This window comes from Gilliamella sp. B2717 (assembly GCF_026536675.1).
GTDB classification, from domain to species: domain Bacteria; phylum Pseudomonadota; class Gammaproteobacteria; order Enterobacterales; family Orbaceae; genus Gilliamella; species Gilliamella apicola_I.
This window is the reverse complement of record NZ_JAFNNQ010000092.1, coordinates 46,133-65,789: the sequence shown is the minus strand read 5'-3', so window position 1 is coordinate 65,789 and position 19,657 is coordinate 46,133. Positions and strand designations below refer to the sequence as shown.

Sequence of the window (19,657 nt, the reverse complement as noted above, 5' to 3'; positions counted from 1 at the left end):
GACGACTGAACGGGATATGATTTGAAATGAGCTCATTAATCGCTTTTAATAAACCATTTAATGTGGTGTCTCAATTTTCAGCGCATGAAAAGTATCCAACATTGAAAGATTTTATCTCATTACCCAAATTTTATTCTGCTGGACGCTTAGATACTGACAGTGAAGGATTACTTTTATTAACAAACGATGGTAATGTACTTGATTAAAGTAGGCATATTTTGAAAGGTGTAAGTTATCCCTATTTTTCAACCAAACACTATTGATGTTACCTTTCTTTATCATCTATCTAAATTCAACTTATTGTTTTAATATAATTTAACAATCATTTAACTCATTAATATTCTAATTTATCTTATAATTTTAGTCATTCAAAAAACAGTTTTTATAGAAACAATAGCACTACTGAAAATGGTTAAAACTAATCTGTTTAATAACATATTTCTCGATTAATAGCATTTTTCTATTTATTTATTGCTGTATGTATGAAACAATTTAGCCATATGAAATAGATTTTTTTGAGGTAGTCAGTGATTGATAATGATGGCTACCGTCCAAATGTAGGAATAGTTATTTGTAACCGTTATGGCCAAGTACTTTGGGCTCGTCGTTATGGGCAAAATTCTTGGCAATTTCCTCAGGGCGGAATAAAACAAAACGAAACGCCTGAACAGGCAATGTTTCGAGAATTGAATGAAGAAGTCGGATTATTACCTAAAGATGTAAAAATTTTATCTGTTACCAATGGTTGGCTCAGATATAAATTACCTAAACGTATGATTCGTTGGGAAAATCAACCTGTTTGTATCGGTCAAAAACAAAAATGGTTTTTATTAGAGTTAATTTCTGATAATTCAGTGATTAATCTCAATGTTTCTTCTACACCTGAATTTGATGATTGGAAATGGGTCAATTATTGGTATCCAATTCGACAAGTGATTTCTTTTAAACGTGATGTATATCGCAGAGCCATGAAAGAATTTTCATTACCCGTATTTGCCATACAAACTGAAGTGGATGTACAAGCAACAAACAGTTCAAACAAAAAAAAATCCAATTATTTTGTTCATAAACGTAAAAATAAACAGCGAACTAAAAGATGAATCAATATTTACAGTTTCCAAATTTCAATCCAATTGCCTTCTCAATTGGACCTATTTCTTTACACTGGTATGGAGCAATGTACCTTTTGGGGGTATTAGGTGCCCTTTTTTTAGCCAAGAGGCGAGCAAAAAAAACAAATAGTCAATGGACTGTTCCACAAGTTGAAAATTTACTGTTCTGGGGATTTTTAGGTCTTTTCGTGGGTGGGCGATTAGGTTATGTGCTTTTTTATAATTTTAATGTTTTTATCAACGATCCCATATCATTATTTAAAGTTTGGGAAGGTGGGATGTCTTTTCATGGCGGATTGATTGGGGCTATTTGTGTTATTGCAATTTTTGCTAAAATAAATCACAAAACATTTATGCAAGTTGCCGATTTTGTCGCACCTTTAGTGCCAATAGGTTTAATGTTTGGGCGATTTGGTAATTTTATCAATGGCGAACTATGGGGGCGTGTGACTCATTCTTCAGTTGGGATGCTGTTCCCTACATCATCACATGCAGATTTCATGTTTGTTCAATCACATCCTGAATGGAAAGAACTGTATACTCAATTGCATGGCATACTTCCAAGACATCCTTCCCAATTATATGAAATGGCTTTTGAAGGTATTGTCTTATTTATTATTTTAAATCTGTTTATTAGAAAGCCAAGGCCAACAGGATCTGTATCTGGATTATTTTTACTATGCTACGGTTTATTTAGGTTTGTTATTGAATTTTATCGACAACCTGATGAACAATTAGGCTTATTTTTCAACATCATTAGTATGGGGCAAATTTTATGTCTACCTATGATACTAGGTGGTGCTTTAATTATGTTATATGCATGTCGATTTAATCAAAAAGCGAGAAATTCATGAAACAATATTTAGACCTGATGAAAACAATCTTAAATGAGGGTACGCCTAAATCAGATCGCACAGGAACGGGTACGTTATCAATTTTTGGTTATCAAATGAGGTTTGATTTGCAAAAAGGGTTTCCACTGGTAACTACAAAAAAATGCCATTTACGTTCAATTATTCATGAATTACTTTGGTTTTTAAAGGGTGATACTAATATCAAGTATTTACAAGATAATAAAGTGACTATTTGGGATGAATGGGCGGATAAGAATGGCAATTTAGGCCCTGTTTATGGAAAACAGTGGCGAGCATGGGGAACAGCTGACGGTAGGCAAGTTGATCAAATATCGCAATTAATTCAACAAATCAAAACAGATCCCGATTCAAGACGTATGATTGTTTCTGCATGGAATGTTGGAGAGTTAGATCAAATGGCATTAGCACCATGTCATGCTTTTTTCCAATTTTATGTTGCCAATGGAAAACTATCATGTCAACTTTATCAGCGTTCATGTGATGTATTTTTAGGCTTACCATTTAATATAGCAAGCTATTCATTATTAGTGCATATGATTGCTCAACAATGTGATCTAGAAGTGGGTGATTTTGTTTGGACGGGTGGCGATACCCATTTATATTCAAATCATATGGAACAAACGCATTTACAGCTAAGCCGGGAACCTCGAGCTTTACCAAAGCTTAAAATTAGACGTAAGCCACCCACAATTTTTGATTACGAATTTGAAGATTTTGAAATTGTTGATTATGACCCTTATCCCGCTATTAAAGCACCTGTGGCTGTTTAATCGGAATAAATTACTTCAACTGATTTTTATTTTACAAATTAAGTTGTCTAATATATTGGGATTAATCTGATTAATCCCTAATTTTAATTTTTAATCCTCATGTTAACAATTAGCATTATGAGAAATGAATGTCATTGTTAAGTTAGTAATTTGATTTTTCTGCCACCAAAACCAAGATATAGTATATAATAGTCCACTTTGTTATTGATAATAACTTAATCTTTATATGACTCAAAATCAGGAAATTCGCCCAATCTTTACTAAACGTTTATTACACCCGCGTTATTGGTTAACATGGTTTGGGCTTGGTCTTTTATATCTTATCGTGTTATTGCCATATCCAATTATTTATCAATTAGGTAAAGGGTTGGGATTGCTATCAATGAAAATAATTGGCAAACGTAAAGAAACAGCAAGGCAAAATCTAATGCTCTGTTTCCCCGAAAAATCACAGCAAGAACGTGATCAGATGTTGCGTGAAAATTTTATATCAACCGGTTTAGCGATTTTTGAAACGGGTATGGCTTGGTTTTGGTCAAATAAACGATTAGCTAAACAATCCTCTATTGTTGGCGATTCGCATATTACTCAAATACAGCAGGCTGGAAAGGGGGTATTACTAATCGGTATCCATTTTCTCACATTAGAATTAGGTGCTCGTATTTTAGGTATGCATCATCCTGGAGTTGGTGTTTATCGTCCAAATGATAATCCTGTTATGGATTACGTGCAGTTAAAAGGTAGGTTAAAGTCTAATAAATATATGTTAGAACGATATAACACCAAAGGAATGATTCGTGCATTAAAAAATGGTGAATTATTATGGTATGCACCAGACCATGATTATGGGCCTAAAAACAGCGTGTTTGCGCCTTTCTTTTCTGTCGAAAAGGCTGCAACTACAATAGGTACGCGTATTTTGGTTAAACTTGGTCAACCTGCAATTATCCCTTTTACCCCCAAACGTGAAAAAAATGGGCATTATACTGTTTATGTTACATCCCAGCTTATTGATTTTCCGATGGACGATGATGTGCAAGCAGCAACGTTTATGAACAAAGCGATTGAGCAAGAAATTTTAAAAGCGCCAGAGCAATATATGTGGTTACATCGAAGATTCAAAACTCGTCCAAAAGGTGAAGCACCATTATATACAGACAGTGTTCAATCCGACTAATACAGCTATTTTTTTGGGATTTTTGAAAAAAGAGTTAAAGATACAATATGCAAAAATTAAATAAGATTATTCTCTATTGCCGTATTGGTTTTGAAAAAGAGTGTGCCGCTGAAATCACAGATAAAGCGGCTCAAAAAGAGATCTTTGGATTTGCTAAAGTTAACGATAATAGTGGCTATGTTGTTTTTGAATGCTATCAAAATGGCGATGCTCAACGCTTAATTCAAGCGTTACCTTTTAGAACACTTATATTTGCACGCCAAATGTTTGTTACAGGCGATCGATTAGTTGATTTGCCAACAGATGATCGTATTACGCCTATTGTTGAAGCGTTAACGGGATGTATTGATAAAGCCGGCGATTTGCGAGTTGAAGTGGCAGATACTAATGAAGGAAAAGCGTTGGCGGGGTTTTGTCGCAAATTTACTGTTCCGCTTCGGCAAGCGTTAAGAAATCATCGGATTTTATTAAAAGTCCAAAATCCAATCCGCCCTGTTATTCATGTGTTATTTCTAAATAATAATAGTTGTTATGTTGGTTATTCACTGAGTGAAAATAATTCACCGTTCTATATGGGGATACCTCGGTTAAAATTTCCAGTTGATGCCCCAAGCCGTTCCACATTAAAACTTGAAGAAGCGTTTCATATCTTTATTCCCTATGAAGAATGGGAAGAAAGGCTAAAAGGTGGATTAAATGCTGTTGATTTAGGCGCTTGTCCGGGAGGATGGACATACCAGCTTGTCAAACGAAGTATGATGGTTTATGCCGTTGATAATGGTCCAATGAATCCGAAATTAATGGAAACAGGGCAAGTTAAACATTTTCGAGAAGATGGCTTTAAATTTATGCCTAAAAAGCATAATATTTATTGGTTAGTTTGTGATATGGTTGAAAAACCGACTAAAGTGACAGAATTAATAACTAAATGGCTTATCAATGGTTGGTGTCGAGAAACAATTTTTAATCTGAAATTACCCATGAAAAAGCGTTATGAAGAAGTGAAACAAAATTTACAATTGCTCAATAACATATTAAATGACAATCAAATTAATGTTCAAATTCAAGCAAAACAGCTTTATCATGATCGAGAAGAAATTACCGTTCATGTACAACGAATTTGGGGATAAAAATAATTAATTCTTTAATTGACTGTAGTTAGTTAAACTAAGCTAATTTTTTAGGTAAAAGAATATACTTTATTAGTCATCAAAATAGTTTATATATTGTTGTCTGTATAGCTTTATATATGTAACGAAAAAGCTTAATATTGATTGATATATGTTCTGATTTAAATCAATGAGTAATGTAATTAGCGGTCAAATCGCGGTAAATAGATAATAAAGCGAAAATAGTTGTGTTCTTCTATATCCCAAGTAAAAATGCGATAAATTAGCACGATCAAATTTACTAAAAAGTCATTATAAATTGAAAATAAATAGATTATTTTTGAAGTTAAATTAAACACATTATCATAACCAAACTAAGTAACAATGAATTAACAACGAATTTAGTGACAACAAATTATACGAGAATAGGTATGAATATAAAACGCTCATTTTACACAATGTTAATATCAGTATTATTAGCATTTTTAGTTGGATGTTCAGGAAGCTTTTCAAAAAACGGTTCTGGCTTTGATGAAAGCAAAGATTCGAGTTATTATCTTTCACAAGTCGAAGCAAGTTCTGGAGAAGCTAAAACAAATTGGCAATTGTTAGCTATTCGGGCATTAATTAAAGAAAACAAGCTTTCACAAGCTAACACACTACTTTCTAAGTTGTCGACAGATCTCAATCCGGAACAAAAAATAGATAAAATTTTATCTCAAGGTGAAATCGCAGTTAGAACAGGAAAACGATTTAAACTTGATACCTTATCTATTGAAGAGCTTAATAATTCACAGTTATATCGATATTACTCCATCAAATTAGCTTTAGACAAAAAAAATATTAATGCTCAAGCACATGACTATATTGAATTAGAAAAATGGTCATCGAAAGATCAGCGTCAACAAGTATTGAGTAGTACATGGAATTTTTTCAGTAAGTTAAGAAGCGATCAAATGGATAAAATTGCTGTAGGTACTAATGAAACCACATTACAAGGCTGGATTGAATTAAGTATCGCTTATCAAACAACTACACTAGTTGGTGCTTCTGACAATGAAAATTTAAAACAGGCTTTTCATGATTGGGCGACACGATATCCTAATCATCCTGGTAATGGTGTTATTTCAATGTTAACGGGAGAACAAACACTTAGTGTTGATAATGAAGGCAAAAAAGTGGCATTGTTATTACCGTTAAGTGGAACTTCACATATTTTTGGTGAAACAATTCGTCAAGGTTATTTTGATGCCATGAAGTTTTATCCACAAGAACCACAACAAAATATTGTGACGTTTGATACAGCAAGTGCCTCATTAGATAAATTAATTCAACAAGCTAAAGATAAAGATGTAGAATTAATTGTAGGACCTTTATTAAAAGGTGATGTTAACTATATCAAGCAATTGGCGCCGGGTATTCCTGTATTAGCATTGAATAAAGTTGAGAATAAATCAGATACCCGCAACAAGATGTGTTATTTTGCATTATCTCCTGAAGATGAAGCAAAAGATGCAGCTAATCATATATTTGCACAAAATAAACTAAAACCATTGTTATTAGTCCCACAAAATGAACTTGGTAAACGCGTAGCACAAAATTTTGCAAAACAGTGGTCTCAACTTTCAGTTAACAGTTCACCAGCTTATGTCCAGTATTTTGGAAATGCTAAAACATTAAGTGATAGTATGAATAAAAATGTTGGTATCGAACTTGTTGGTGAGCCTATTGTTCTTAATGATATGCCATCTGAATCAATGAGTTTAGTTGATAATTTTACTGATTTTGATGCAATTTATATTTATTCCTCATACGATGAATTAACGTTGATCAAACCGATGTTGGATATGGGAGCTGATAAACCGATTGGTCACTCGTCATCTGCGAGTGTTGCGCTGTATTCAAGTTCTAAAAGTCATGTCGCAAATGCATCTAATGACTTCTACTATGATTTAAATCAAACGCAATATGCTGAAATTCCGCTCATTTCTAATCAACTTGATACCTCGATCGAGTTGCCGGACAGTATTAAGAAGGATTATTCCTTAATGCGTGTTTATGCAATGGGAATAGATGCTTGGCGTTTAGCAAATCGTTTTAATCAATTAAGTTCAAATCAAACTAATTTTTTAGATGGAATGACAGGTAAATTATCAACGTCAGAACAATGCGAAATAACGCGCGCATTATCATGGCAACAATATTCTAATAGCTCAACTAAATCAGAAACGATTAGTGAATAGAAAAAAAATTGGCGAGCATTTTGAAAATATTGCTTGCCAGTATCTGCTTGGGCAAGGTTTAACGCTTATAGCTAAAAATAGTCAATTTCGCTTTGGGGAACTTGATTTGGTTATGCGTGACAAACAATGCCTTGTTTTTATAGAAGTGCGCTATCGAAAAAATGCCCATTTTGGTCATGCAGAAATGACAATAACGCCTAATAAACAAAATAAAATTAAACAGGCAGCGCAACTTTGGATGATTGCGCAAAATTTGAATATTGAAGAAACTGAGTTTCGATTTGATGTTTTTGCTATTACTGGTAAAAGCCAACAATGGATTATTAATGCGTTTTAATATTTAGGTGAAAACGTGCAAGACTTAATCAAAAATTATTTTACAGAAAGTATCCAAACACAAATTGTGATGGCTGAATCCTTAGGTTCGTCAATTGAAAAAGCCGCTAACATCATCGTTGAAGGATTACTTAATGGTAATAAAATTATGAGTTGTGGTAATGGCTCTTCGGCTGCGAATGTCCAAAGTTTTACTTCTCGATTAATTACCAGTATTGATATTGAAAGACCTAGTATTCCCGCTATCGCTTTAGTGTCTGATAATGTTTTATTAAGTGCGATTAAAAATCATGAAGAGATTTATGCACGCCAAATACAAGCATTGGGGCAACAAGGTGATATATTAATCGTGGCAACTTGCCAAGGGAACAGTAAAGCAATTATCCGAGCTGTACAAGAAGCGGTCATTAAAGATATGAAAATTGTTGCTCTAACGGCTTTTGATGGTGGAGAGGTAATAGGTTTATTAGGTCAAAATGATATTGAAATTAGAATTCCGACCTATAAAAAAGTGATGGCTTATGAGATGCATGCTATGATTTTAAACTGTTTATGCCAATTAATTGAAAATACTTTGTTTAATCATACTTAATAATGAAAATAAAAACAGTTTAGTTCTGCAATAATAGCGAATAATATGCTATAATTATAAGCTGTTTTAATGATTTATATTAATAAGAGAACTTGGTGTTATGACCGAACTAGCCAAAGAAATAACTCCCGTTAACATTGAAGATGAACTAAAATCCTCTTACCTTGATTATGCTATGTCTGTAATCGTCGGGCGTGCACTGCCTGATGTTCGTGACGGCTTAAAGCCTGTTCACCGACGTGTTTTATTTGCCATGCATGAAGCGGGGTATGATTGGAATAAACCTTATCGAAAATCAGCTCGTGTAGTTGGGGATGTAATCGGTAAATACCATCCGCATGGTGACTCAGCTGTTTATGACACAATTGTACGTATGGCACAGCCATTTTCACTGCGTTATATGCTGGTTGATGGTCAAGGTAACTTCGGATCGGTTGATGGTGATTCGGCAGCAGCAATGCGTTATACCGAAATTCGTATGCAAAAGTTTGCAGGTGCATTACTGACAGATCTTGATAAAGAAACCGTCGATTTTTCACCAAACTATGACGGATCAGAAATGATTCCTGATGTGTTACCAACACGTATTCCTAACTTATTAATTAATGGATCATCAGGAATTGCAGTAGGTATGGCGACCAATATCCCACCGCATAACCTTACAGAAGTTATTAATGGGTGCCTTGCTTATATTGAAGATGAAAATATTTCAATTGAAGGGCTAATGGAACATATTCAGGGGCCTGATTTTCCAACCGCAGCATTAATAAACGGTCGAAAAGGCATAGAAAATGCTTATCGTACTGGCCGTGGAATTATCTATATTCGTTCTAAAGCAACCATTGAAGTTGATGATCACAGTGGTCGTGAAACGATTATTGTTAATGAAATACCCTATCAAGTTAACAAGAAAAAACTCATCGAAAAAATTGCTGAATTAGTTAAAGATAAGAAAGTTGAAGGCATTTCTGCTTTGCGTGATGAATCGGATAAAGATGGCATGCGTATAGTCATCGAAATTAAACGAGATGCGGTGGGTGAAGTTGTACTGAATAATCTTTTCTCATTAACCCAATTACAAGTCTCGTTTGGTATCAATATGGTGGCTTTACATAAAGGTCAACCAAAACTGTTAAATTTACGTGAAATGATCGAAGCTTTTGTGCTTCATCGTCGTGAGGTTGTAACACGCCGTACTATTTACGAATTGCGTAAAGCCCGTGAACGTGCACATGTATTAGAAGGTTTAGCGATTGCACTTGCCAATATTGACCCTGTGATTGAGTTAATTCGAGCAGCTGCAACACCAGCTGAAGCAAAAAGTAAACTTTTATCTCAAGCTTGGCAACTTGGAAATGTTGCGGCAATGCTTGAAAAAGCAGGCGATGATGCTGCTCGTCCAGAAGATTTGGCTCCAGAATTCGGTATCCGTGACGGTCACTATTATCTTTCTGAGGCGCAAGCTCAAGCAATTTTAGATCTTCGTTTGCATCGTTTAACCGGACTTGAACATGAAAAAATTCTTGATGAATATAAAGAGTTATTAGTTCAAATCGGTGAACTATTATATATTCTGGCAAGTCCTGAAAGATTAATGGAGGTGATACGTGAAGAGCTTGAAGCGATACGCGATCAGTTCCAAGATGCAAGACGAACGGAAATTACGGCAAGTAGTGCGGATATCAATATTGAAGATCTGATTGCACAAGAAGATGTTGTTGTTACCCTTTCTCATCAAGGGTATGTGAAATATCAACCGCTTTCAGATTATGAAGCTCAACGTCGTGGTGGTAAAGGTAAATCAGCAACCAAAATCAAAGAAGAAGATTTTGTTGAAAAATTATTAGTTGCTAATACCCATGATACTATTTTGTGCTTCTCAAGCCGTGGTCGCTTATATTGGATGAAAGTTTATCAATTACCTGAGGCAAGTCGAGGATCACGTGGTCGTCCAATTATTAATTTATTACCACTTGAAGAAAATGAACGTATCACCGCAATTTTACCCGTTCGGGAATTTGACGATGAACATTGCGTATTTATGGCGACTGCTCAAGGAACGGTGAAGAAAACTTCTCTTATTGAATTTAGTCGCCCACGTAGTGGTGGTATTATTGCAATCAACTTACGTGATGATGATGAGTTAATCGGTGTCGATTTAACGAGTAATGAATCATCAGCCATTGATGATGAAGAACTAAATGATGATGTAGTGAATGAAGACATTGAGTCAGATGATGACGAAATCACTCAAGTTTCAGATACGGAAGACATCATGCTGTTCTCTGCTAATGGTAAAGTTGTTCGCTTCCCTGCTAATAAAGTTCGAGCAATGGGGCGTACCGCTGCAGGTGTGCGTGGCATTAAACTTGAAAGTGATGATAAAGTAGTGTCACTTATCGTCCCTCGAGGCAATGGTGCGATTTTAACCGCAACGCAAAATGGTTATGGTAAGCGTACTCAACAAGAGCTTTATCCAACAAAATCTCGGGCAACAAAAGGGGTGATTTCGATCAAAGTCAGTGAACGAAATGGCGCTGTGGTTGGTGCTGTACAAGTGGATGAAACTGATCAAATCATGCTAATTACTGATGCCGGAACGTTAGTACGCACACGCGTTTCAGAAGTAAGTATTGTCGGTCGAAATACACAAGGTGTAAGATTGATTCGCACAGCCGATAACGAAAAAGTTGTGGGTCTGCAACGAATCGCTGAAACCGAAGATGATGATGTGGAATCAGTATCATCGCAGCAGAGAGACGAGCTGGATAATTCAGCTCAGGAGTCCGAAGAATAATTTTTAATTATTAAGAAGGATTAGTTATATAGCTAGTCCTTTTTTATTTTAGAAAACCTCAAAAAGGAATAGTATTAGATGTCATTTTTAATGAAAAAAATATTATCAAATCTTGCATGGCAAATCTTAATAGCATTAATTCTAGGCGTGGCTGTAGGTGCTTATCTGTTCGAACTTTCTGATTCAAACCATCCTTTGCATTCGGATTACCAATTTTTAATCGTTAATGTCTTTCAACCAGCTGGGGAAATTTTCATTCGCTTAATTAAAATGATCGTATTGCCGATTATACTAAGCACATTAACCTTAGGTATTGCAGGCATTGGCGGTTCAAAGCGATTAGGTATTTTAGGCTTTAAAACAATTCTCTATTTTGAAATTATCACAACTATTGCTATTTTGTTGGGGCTTCTTTGGGGGAATCTATTTACACCTGGGGCTGGTATTGATTCTTCAACTTTAGCAACTACTGATGTCAGTAATTTTGCTAAAGCAGCTCAAGAACAAAGCGAAAAACCACATGGCTTAATCGTCATGATTTTAGAGATGATTCCTGTTAATATCTTTAAAGCAATGAGTGATGGTGCTGTTTTACCTGTGATCTTCTTCTGCGTATTTTTTGGTTTAGGACTTATGTCTTTACCTGATAAGCAACGAGAACCTTTCGTATTTTTCTTAAAAGTTGTTTCTGATACCATGTTCAAAGTGACCAATATGATTATGCGTTATGCGCCGATAGGTGTCTTTGCACTTATTACTGTCACGGTGGCAAAATATGGTTTTGAATCTTTATTACCATTATTCAAACTTATTGTTACGGTTTATTCGGCAATGATTATATTTACAATTGTCGTTTTAGGACTTGTTTGTAAATTGTGCCGATTCAGTATTTTTAAACTTTTACGAATATTAAAAGAAGAGTTAGTTATTGCCTTTTCAACAGCGAGTTCAGAGACTGCATTACCTAAAATTATTGAAAAGATGGAAGCCTATGGTGCGCCAAAATCCATAACCAGCTTTGTTATTCCAACAGGTTATTCATTTAATCTTGATGGTTCAACATTATATCAAAGTATCACTGTTATCTTTTTAGCTCAGCTTTTCGGTATGGAATTGTCGATTCTCGATCAAATTATTGTTGTTATTACACTAATGGTTGCATCGAAAGGGATTGCTGGTGTACCGGGAGCTTCAATTTTGGTGCTTTCTGCGACATTAGGTAGTGTTGGAATACCGCTTGACGGCATTGGTTATATTATGGGGGTTGAGCGTATATTAGATATGGGGCGCACCGTGGTTAATGTGGTTGGTAATGCCTTAGCGGCTATTGTTATTGCTCGCTGGGAACATGTATTTGATGATAAAAAAGCCCAAGCATATGAACAGCAATATTTAAAATAAAAAATAGTTTTATAACTTTCCAAAAAGCTTCAGGATAAAAACTGGAGCTTTTTTTATAATTGAATTTAAGTGGTAAATGCTTATCTTCATTAATATTCTGTTTATGTGATAGTTTGTAACAATCAATATTTTTTAATTATCCATGTAAATAATAGAAGAATACATATGGACTATTAATAGAAGTTTAATTTGATAATGATAGGTAATCGATAAACATAAAAAAACCCAGCTTTTGCTGGGTTTTTGGTATTTATCTAAAACTATTTGATTTTAGCTTCTTTATAGATAACATGCTGACGAACAACAGGATCGTATTTTTTGATCTCCATTTTTTCAGGCATGGTTCTTTTGTTTTTGCTAGTGGTATAAAAATGACCTGTACCAGCAGAAGAAACTAATCTAATTTTTTCGCGTACACCTTTTGCCATGATAGGGTTTCCTTATTAGTACTTTTCACCACGGGCACGAAGTTCAGCTAAAACTGCATCAATACCCTTTTTATCGATAGTACGCATACCTTTAGCTGATACACGTAATTTTACAAAACGTTTTTCACTCTCAACCCAAAAACGGTGAGTTTGAAGATTTGGTAGAAAACGACGTTTAGTAGCATTCATCGCATGAGAACGATTATTCCCTACTAAAGGTTTTTTTCCTGTTACTTGGCATACTCGTGACATGTCAATAATTCTCCAAAATTTCTATGCTTAAGCCTTGGGCGTAATATGTTAATGGAATTAACCTCGTCAGGCTTTTAGTTTGCTGCAGCTCTATTTGAGAAGCAGTTTCACCTCTCACACTACACCCACAATAATGAGGTAGCGAAGTATACGCTTTTATCGGCAAATTCTCAAGTATTATCTTGTTTAAGAAAAAAATAAGTTTAAATTTAACTGAGTTAAATAAAATACAAATATTGTGTTAATGGAAAATTCTCCTATACTGTCTTTTGTATAACTAAGTAAAGAGAGTTTGATCACATGAATCTTAAACAACTAAAATATTTCCAAGTGCTTGCTAAAACTCAACATTACACATTAACATCAGAATATTTTTCAATCAGTCAGCCAAGCCTTAGTCATTCTATATCAGAACTGGAAAAAGAGGTTGGGATTAAATTATTTCAAAAAAGAGGCCGAAATGTTGAACTAACAAAAGAAGGAAAACAATATCTTACTTATGTAGAACAAGCATTAACGGCATTATCAGAAGGCGAACAGTTTGTTAAAGAATTAACCAGTGTTTCACATGGTCATATTGGACTTGCTTTTATCTATTCTATTAGTTCCAATTATATTCCAAAAATTATCAAGGCGTTTTTAGCTCAACCTGAGAATAAAGATATTACTTTCTCTTTTTATGAAGGAATGTCACAAAATATCATTGAAGGATTAAGAGACAAAAAATACGAGATAGCTATCTGTTCACGTTTACAAGATGAACCAGATGTTCATTTTCAAAAGTTAACTAAACAAGAATTAGTTTTTATTATCTCTAATGATCATCCTTTATCTAAGCGTAAAAAACTTGATTTAAAAGACTTAATTCACGAACCCCTTATTTTATTTACAGAACGAAGTGGGATGAAAAGTGTGATCGATGACATGTTAAATAAAACGGGCATCAAGCCGAACATAGCTTGTCATGTTGAAACAGAAAGCGCCATGATGGGATTAGTATCGATTAATTATGGTATCGGTATTATGCCGAGAGTACATATACCTGAAGAGTTCAATGTAACATTAGTACCAATGAGCAAAAATTATCAAAAAAGAGATATATTTATTGCGACAATGGAAAATAGACCGTTATTACCGGCAGCGCAGAAGTTTTATCATTTCTTAATTGAACACAGTGATGATGCGATTTTTGGTCGATAAATTTTATCAACTAGCATGAATTTATCATAGGGGATTTGGCATATCAGAATAATGATAAGGTTTGTGATGTGATAAACCTTATCAATGATCAATTTTCATCAAAAAATATAAAAAAGTTTATTATCGATGAATTTTCTAAACAATTTAACATTGCTTTTACTCATCAAATTTAAATTCTATATATTAAACAAATTGTTATAAAACAAATCATTAAGGGTATCTATAATTTTAGAAAAAATGATTTAATTTTATAATAAATATGCTTTAATACAATGAATGACAGAATTTATTTATTCGGTTTAATTTTCTAACTTTCAAGGAGATTACATGAGCCAGTTCACGCCTTATAGTATTTACGGTATTATCGGTTATCCTTTAGGACATAGTTTGAGTCCACTAATTCATACCACATCATTTCAAGATTATGGCATTCCAGCGGTTTTGGTTCCATTTTCAACACCACCAGAAGATATTCCTACTCTTTTTAAATCTGTAAGATTATTAAATATTCGCGGATTGTGTGTCACAATTCCACATAAGCAAGCTATTATTCCTTATTTAGATGAAGTGACTGAACATGTCAAAAAAGCAGGTGCTGCAAATTTGGTTTATTGGGATGGTGATAAGCTTTGTGGTGATAACACAGATATTGTTGGTTTTATGCAACCTCTTCAAGAAAAGCAGCTACCGCCACACTACAAAAAAGTGCTATTACTTGGCGCAGGCGGTGCAGCTCGAGCTGCGGTAGTTGGCTTACATGATCTAGGTTATACCGATATTACTGTAACGGATATTGTAACAGATTTGCCGTCAGAGCTTGCCAAAGAATTTAATTTAAAAACGGTTGCTTGGGAAGACCGTGATAAAGTTGAAGCACAAATTATTATCAATTCTACGCCATTAGGTATGAAAGGTAAATTTGAAGATCAGACACCTTATGAATATTCTTGGTTCAAAGGAAAAGGTATTGCATATGACATTGTGTATACTCCATATCATACTCGTTTTAGACAAGAAGCTGAAAAAGCGGGATGGGAATCAATTTCGGGACGAGAAATGTTTATCGGTCAAGCGAATGCCCAATTCAAAATTTGGACAGGAAAAGATTTATCTGACCGGGCAAAACAAGCTGTTATAGATGCTTTAGCTGAAAAATAAGTATTTAGTAAAAAATTCAATACATTGAACCATTTTGCATCATTAAATGTGTTTGATAAACGATTTATATAATTTGCTGAAAATTCTAATTTTCGATTTTAATTGGTTTTTATTCTATTGTATAAATTTAGTCTGTTATTAGAAGGAGTAATTATGACTAACCTAGAATTGCAAGCTTATCGCCGTTTTCTTATGCTAAAAGTGCCAGAAGCAAGCGAATATATTGGTAAAACTGATGCGAAAACTTGGCACGATTGGGAAAAAGGCATAGAGCCTGTACCGGAATTTGTGGCTAATGCAATGAAAGCGCTAAAAAAACTTCGTACTGATAAAGTAAATATTATCATCAATAGTATTAATGATAGAGTAGGAAGTAATACTATTCGTTATTTCATGACATTTGAAGAATTTAAAAAGGTAAACCCAGATCTTGATGTCATACAATGGCGCTTACATCAATCAATTGCAACGGAACTCTATTTTCGTGGTTTAGAAAAACTTTGTTAGTAGATTATAGATGATAATATAAATTTATAAAGTGAACAGAATAAAGGGTGTAAATTTTTATTTACAAAAAATTGATAAAAAATTAAATTAAATTTATAAAAATCAATGCCGTTTGTTTTGATAAACAATATGTAAAAAAATTGTTGCAAAAGCTGAAGTGAATCACTAGCATAGTGATATATTTTTCAATCTGTAAATATGAAAGGATCCAATATGAATAAGACAATTTTTTTAGTTGGTGCAAGAGCAGCAGGTAAAACAACTATAGGAAAAATGCTTGCAAATAAGCTGTCATTTTCTTTCGTTGATACAGATTGCCATTTACTGGAAACTACCCAAAAAACCGTTGCAGAAATCGTCGAAAAAGAAGGTTGGGAAGGATTCAGAGCAAGAGAGAGTCAAGTCCTGATTGATACGACCAAATCGTCACGTGTTATCGCAACTGGAGGTGGGATGGTATTAGCTGAACATAATCGTGACTTCATGAAACAAAATGGAACAGTGATCTTTTTATCTGCTCCTGCGGCAACATTAGCCGCACGCTTAATGAAAGATCCTAATGTTGCCCAAAGACCATCCTTAACAGGCTTATCCATCGTTGATGAAATGGAAAAAGTATTAGCAGATAGATTACCTTTATATCATGATGCAGCACATCATGTAATCAATGTTGATCAAGATGAAAGTCAAATTCTTAGTGAAATTCTTCAAATTTTGCAGAATTAATATACTATTTTCTTCCTTTCTTCCAAAGTGCCACATTCAATGTGGCATTTTTTATAAAAAAAAAGAATAAATTCTTAAAATACTATAGAATAAATTTATTTTTTGGTTCGTATATTAATCAATACTATATTTTTCTATTTATGAATTTATTAGAATCTATAAATAAATGTGACCAACATTAAAGTTTAGCAATAAAATTATACTTATCTCTTTTAGATTCAGATTGATGATTGTATATTGAAAGCAATTATAGTTTTATATTTTTAATTTTTAGCTATGGAGTACTACCAATGGATAATCGAAAGGTCAATTCTTATGGGATTGTCAGCTCTATTTACGCAAATTACATTATACAAAGTATTGCTTTAATCGTAATCATGCAATTTTCAAATGATCTTTCAAAACAACTCAATACCGATATTGTTGAACTTGGCTATGTTGCTTCTGGTATTGGGATAGGAAAAATATCTTTGATGCTAGCTGGTGGAATCTTGTCAGATATATTTGGTCGTAAACTTTTTATCTATTTAGGAATGGCATGTTATGTAATCTTTTTTGTAGGTATGACGTTTTGCACTGACATTCATATCGCCTTTTGTCTCGCTATTGCTATTGGGGCTGGAAACTCATGTTTAGATACTGGCTCTATGCCTACATTAACTGAGTGTTTTCCTCGATCAGCAGGTTCTGCTAGTGTATTGATTAAAGCGTTCATTTCAATTGGAACATTAATATTACCTTTTATCGTTACTTTTTTTGGTGAATATCATATCTGGTATGGTTGGGCATTTCTTTCTTTTGCTGCATTTTTAATAATCAATGGAATATTGCTTGCACCAACCCAATTTCCTTCTAAAAAAATTGCTATTACGGGGTGTGAAGGAACTGATAATTATTTTAAAGATACCCCAAAATTTGCTATTGAAGGTGTGCTATTAATTATCATGGGGTTTACCACCACAGCAACATTTTTGGTCATTTCACAATGGTTGCCAACCATAGCGGTTCAAGGTGTGAATATGGATGAATTTGAAGCTAACCAGTTGATTAGCTATTATAGCGGAGCATCAATTATTTCTGTGTTTGTTACTGCATTTATAGTCAAATATTTTTTAAAGCCAATAGATTGCATCATTATTCTTCCTGCTCTATCCGCTCTTGTGCTCATTCTTTTCTATTTCAATATATCTTCGGAGATGTGTTTTTTTGTTGCTATTGGAATGGGGTTTACTGCTGCAGGTGGCGTACTTCAACTAACGTTAGTCGTCATGCAACAATTATTTCCAACCCACAAAGGTATTGCCGTTGGTTGTATGTATACTTTTAGCGGATTCTCTTTTACTGTTATTCCATTGATAGTACCTAAATTAGCGAAAATTGATGTACGTTATGCCATTTTGACCGATTTTGTTATTGCGCTGACTAGTGTGGTATTAGCGCTGATTGTCTATTTCCGTTTTACCAAAGTGATAGATATGAAAAAAATTTAAAACTCAATGTTATTTACATGATGAGTAAAATTTATTTTAGTGTTTTGAAAATTAATTTTTACAGGAAATAATAAATGAAAAATAGATATTTAGGCACTTCGATCTGTTTATATATAAACTACTTTGTGCATGGAATGGGGGCAATAATACTTGGTTTGAATATTGATTATTTAGCTGCTCAGTTTAATCCTGACATTGCTTACTTATTTAATATTGCGCAAGATGCACTTACTCCTGAACAAACTGACTTAATAGGCAAGGCAAAAAAGAGTGTTTATGATGTCATGATGGGGTTAGGCGTGGGGCGCTTGTTAGTCCTATTTGTTATGGGAACGTTATCCGATAAGTATGGGCGAAAACCTTTCATTGCGTTAGGCGGATTATTTTATATTGGTTTTTTAGTTGGTATTTTGGTTAGCCCAAGTTTTGAAATTGCCTTTATGTTTGCAGTGTTAGGCGGTATAGCTAATTCAACACTTGATGCCGGTACTTATCCAGCATTAATGGAAGCTTTTCCAAAATCGCCTGGCTCTGCATCGATATTAACTAAAGCAGCGATTGCCGCAGGTCAATCGGTACTACCTATCATTATGGGTATTATTATGGCGAGTGAAGGATATTACGGTTGGTCATTTATCTTATGTTGTATTATTCTCGCATTAAATGCATTAGTTGTACTGAAAATGCCATTCCCAAATCATAAAATCACACCAGAACAAGAAGAAAAAGATTTACAAACGATTACTGAAGAAGCGCCAACTTTAAAACATAAATCAAATTTTTGGATTGAAGGTATCTGTTTTATTGTGATTGGTTTTACCTCTACCGCAACATTTTATTTGGTTTCTTCATGTTTAAAGGATTTCTCTCAAACTGTCGCTGGCATGGATGCAGCAGGAGCGGTTAAGGCATTCTCTTCGTATGGTCTAGGTACCCTTGCTAGTGTCTTTTTAACTTCAATATTAGTCAAAAGTTTAATTAAACCTGTATATATTGTGGTTGTCTATCCGCTGTTATCTATGTTAATGCTTATCGGATTGTATCTCAATCCAACACCAACAATGTGTATTGTCGGAGGATTTGTGCTTGGTTTCACAGCTGCAGGCGGTGTATTACAACTTGCATTAACGACCATGGCTGAATTTTTTCCATCAGGAAAGGGTAAAGTATTGGGCATTTTCTTCACTTCATCGAGCGTTGCAACGACAGTCATTCCCTTTTTAATTGGCTGGATATCTACAAATTTTGGTTTAAGATATATCATGTTAAGTGATGCAATCATTGCAGGTTTAGGTACATTACTAGCGGTTGTCGTATTAATGCGCTATCGCATGATCTTTAATATTAATAAATAAACGATTTAATAAAAATTTAAGGGATGTTGATATTAATTATGACAAAAAACGATGAATAAATAATACTCGTTTTTTAGTGCATTACTTAAAATTATTCTTAGTTTAAAAAGCATACAATAATGGTATGCT

General features: G+C 34.1%; 18 protein-coding genes and 1 pseudogene. 17 read left to right on the top strand and 2 right to left on the bottom strand.

What is annotated here, in order from left to right:
- Nucleotides 1-26: 26 nt before the first annotated feature.
- The 11 genes and pseudogenes from J3U35_RS09335 to gltP form a co-directional block, all read left to right on the top strand.
- Nucleotides 27-197 (top strand): annotated as a pseudogene (locus J3U35_RS09335) (pseudouridine synthase); the annotation flags it as partial.
- 330 nt (nt 198-527) lie between these two features.
- Nucleotides 528-1,100 carry an RNA pyrophosphohydrolase gene (gene rppH / locus J3U35_RS09330; RefSeq protein WP_065558435.1) on the top strand — a complete coding sequence of 191 codons (573 nt, stop codon included), beginning with the start codon at nt 528-530 and terminating at the stop codon, nt 1,098-1,100.
- Nucleotides 1,097-1,966, top strand: coding sequence for a prolipoprotein diacylglyceryl transferase (gene lgt, locus J3U35_RS09325; protein ID WP_267360942.1), 870 nt, complete (start codon nt 1,097-1,099; stop codon nt 1,964-1,966). Before rppH ends, lgt begins: the two co-directional genes overlap by 4 nt.
- Complete coding sequence (gene thyA / locus J3U35_RS09320) at nt 1,963-2,757, top strand: thymidylate synthase (protein WP_267360940.1); 795 nt, start codon at nt 1,963-1,965, stop codon at nt 2,755-2,757. Before lgt ends, thyA begins: the two co-directional genes overlap by 4 nt.
- 226 nt (nt 2,758-2,983) lie before the next feature.
- Nucleotides 2,984-3,934, top strand: coding sequence for an LpxL/LpxP family Kdo(2)-lipid IV(A) lauroyl/palmitoleoyl acyltransferase (gene lpxL / locus J3U35_RS09315; protein ID WP_267360938.1), 951 nt, complete (start codon nt 2,984-2,986; stop codon nt 3,932-3,934).
- Between the two features lie 47 nt (nt 3,935-3,981).
- Complete coding sequence (gene rlmM, locus J3U35_RS09310; RefSeq protein WP_267360936.1) at nt 3,982-5,064, top strand: 23S rRNA (cytidine(2498)-2'-O)-methyltransferase RlmM; 1,083 nt, start codon at nt 3,982-3,984, stop codon at nt 5,062-5,064.
- Nucleotides 5,065-5,474: 410 nt separating this feature from the next.
- Nucleotides 5,475-7,286: a penicillin-binding protein activator gene (locus J3U35_RS09305; protein WP_267360934.1), complete on the top strand. Its 1,812-nt coding sequence runs from the start codon at nt 5,475-5,477 to the stop codon at nt 7,284-7,286.
- On the top strand, nt 7,279-7,623 hold the full coding sequence (locus J3U35_RS09300; protein ID WP_267360932.1) for a YraN family protein: 345 nt from the start codon (nt 7,279-7,281) through the stop codon (nt 7,621-7,623). Before J3U35_RS09305 ends, J3U35_RS09300 begins: the two co-directional genes overlap by 8 nt.
- Before the next feature lie 15 nt (nt 7,624-7,638).
- On the top strand, nt 7,639-8,214 hold the full coding sequence (locus tag J3U35_RS09295; RefSeq protein ID WP_220215956.1) for an SIS domain-containing protein: 576 nt from the start codon (nt 7,639-7,641) through the stop codon (nt 8,212-8,214).
- Nucleotides 8,215-8,314: 100 nt separating this feature from the next.
- Complete coding sequence (gene gyrA, locus J3U35_RS09290) at nt 8,315-11,011, top strand: DNA topoisomerase (ATP-hydrolyzing) subunit A (RefSeq protein WP_267360930.1); 2,697 nt, start codon at nt 8,315-8,317, stop codon at nt 11,009-11,011.
- A gap of 90 nt (nt 11,012-11,101) precedes the next feature.
- The gene (gene gltP, locus J3U35_RS09285; RefSeq protein ID WP_267360946.1) at nt 11,102-12,412 is read left to right on the top strand and encodes a glutamate/aspartate:proton symporter GltP; all 1,311 of its coding nucleotides are present in this window, start codon (nt 11,102-11,104) and stop codon (nt 12,410-12,412) included.
- Between the two features lie 260 nt (nt 12,413-12,672).
- On the opposite strand, the gene rpmG is transcribed toward gltP, so the two are convergent.
- On the bottom strand, nt 12,673-12,840 hold the full coding sequence (gene rpmG, locus J3U35_RS09280) for a 50S ribosomal protein L33 (protein ID WP_025314526.1): 168 nt from the start codon (nt 12,838-12,840) through the stop codon (nt 12,673-12,675).
- Nucleotides 12,841-12,855: 15 nt separating this feature from the next.
- The gene (gene rpmB, locus J3U35_RS09275; protein ID WP_220215954.1) at nt 12,856-13,092 is read right to left on the bottom strand and encodes a 50S ribosomal protein L28; all 237 of its coding nucleotides are present in this window, start codon (nt 13,090-13,092) and stop codon (nt 12,856-12,858) included.
- Nucleotides 13,093-13,392: 300 nt separating this feature from the next.
- Between rpmB and J3U35_RS09270 the strand changes: the two genes are divergently transcribed.
- The 6 genes from J3U35_RS09270 (at nt 13,393) to J3U35_RS09245 (ending at nt 19,528) form a co-directional block, all read left to right on the top strand.
- Nucleotides 13,393-14,292: a LysR family transcriptional regulator gene (locus tag J3U35_RS09270; protein WP_220215953.1), complete on the top strand. Its 900-nt coding sequence runs from the start codon at nt 13,393-13,395 to the stop codon at nt 14,290-14,292.
- 327 nt (nt 14,293-14,619) lie between these two features.
- Nucleotides 14,620-15,450, top strand: a complete 831-nt coding sequence (gene aroE / locus J3U35_RS09265; protein WP_267360928.1) for a shikimate dehydrogenase — start codon at nt 14,620-14,622, stop codon at nt 15,448-15,450.
- A gap of 153 nt (nt 15,451-15,603) precedes the next feature.
- A complete protein-coding gene (locus J3U35_RS09260; RefSeq protein ID WP_267350143.1) occupies nt 15,604-15,957 on the top strand; it encodes a DUF1870 family protein in 354 nt (117 codons plus the stop codon).
- A gap of 213 nt (nt 15,958-16,170) precedes the next feature.
- Complete coding sequence (gene aroL, locus J3U35_RS09255; RefSeq protein WP_267350141.1) at nt 16,171-16,683, top strand: shikimate kinase AroL; 513 nt, start codon at nt 16,171-16,173, stop codon at nt 16,681-16,683.
- Between the two features lie 290 nt (nt 16,684-16,973).
- A complete protein-coding gene (locus J3U35_RS09250; RefSeq protein ID WP_267360926.1) occupies nt 16,974-18,173 on the top strand; it encodes an MFS transporter in 1,200 nt (399 codons plus the stop codon).
- Nucleotides 18,174-18,247: 74 nt separating this feature from the next.
- Nucleotides 18,248-19,528 carry an MFS transporter gene (locus J3U35_RS09245; protein ID WP_220215948.1) on the top strand — a complete coding sequence of 427 codons (1,281 nt, stop codon included), beginning with the start codon at nt 18,248-18,250 and terminating at the stop codon, nt 19,526-19,528.
- Nucleotides 19,529-19,657: the final 129 nt, after the last annotated feature.

What these genes read in the sequence shown, in the direction of transcription:
- lgt (WP_267360942.1), top strand. Translation starts at nt 1,097, where the DNA reads ATGAATCAATATTTACAGTTTCCAAATTTCAATCCAATTGCCTTCTCA.
- thyA (WP_267360940.1), top strand. Translation starts at nt 1,963, where the DNA reads ATGAAACAATATTTAGACCTGATGAAAACAATCTTAAATGAGGGTACG.
- lpxL (WP_267360938.1), top strand. Translation starts at nt 2,984, where the DNA reads ATGACTCAAAATCAGGAAATTCGCCCAATCTTTACTAAACGTTTATTA.
- rlmM (WP_267360936.1), top strand. Translation starts at nt 3,982, where the DNA reads ATGCAAAAATTAAATAAGATTATTCTCTATTGCCGTATTGGTTTTGAA.
- J3U35_RS09305 (WP_267360934.1), top strand. Translation starts at nt 5,475, where the DNA reads ATGAATATAAAACGCTCATTTTACACAATGTTAATATCAGTATTATTA.
- gyrA (WP_267360930.1), top strand. Translation starts at nt 8,315, where the DNA reads ATGACCGAACTAGCCAAAGAAATAACTCCCGTTAACATTGAAGATGAA.
- gltP (WP_267360946.1), top strand. Translation starts at nt 11,102, where the DNA reads ATGAAAAAAATATTATCAAATCTTGCATGGCAAATCTTAATAGCATTA.
- rpmG (WP_025314526.1), bottom strand. Translation starts at nt 12,840, where the DNA reads ATGGCAAAAGGTGTACGCGAAAAAATTAGATTAGTTTCTTCTGCTGGT.
- rpmB (WP_220215954.1), bottom strand. Translation starts at nt 13,092, where the DNA reads ATGTCACGAGTATGCCAAGTAACAGGAAAAAAACCTTTAGTAGGGAAT.
- J3U35_RS09270 (WP_220215953.1), top strand. Translation starts at nt 13,393, where the DNA reads ATGAATCTTAAACAACTAAAATATTTCCAAGTGCTTGCTAAAACTCAA.
- aroE (WP_267360928.1), top strand. Translation starts at nt 14,620, where the DNA reads ATGAGCCAGTTCACGCCTTATAGTATTTACGGTATTATCGGTTATCCT.
- J3U35_RS09260 (WP_267350143.1), top strand. Translation starts at nt 15,604, where the DNA reads ATGACTAACCTAGAATTGCAAGCTTATCGCCGTTTTCTTATGCTAAAA.
- aroL (WP_267350141.1), top strand. Translation starts at nt 16,171, where the DNA reads ATGAATAAGACAATTTTTTTAGTTGGTGCAAGAGCAGCAGGTAAAACA.
- J3U35_RS09250 (WP_267360926.1), top strand. Translation starts at nt 16,974, where the DNA reads ATGGATAATCGAAAGGTCAATTCTTATGGGATTGTCAGCTCTATTTAC.
- J3U35_RS09245 (WP_220215948.1), top strand. Translation starts at nt 18,248, where the DNA reads ATGAAAAATAGATATTTAGGCACTTCGATCTGTTTATATATAAACTAC.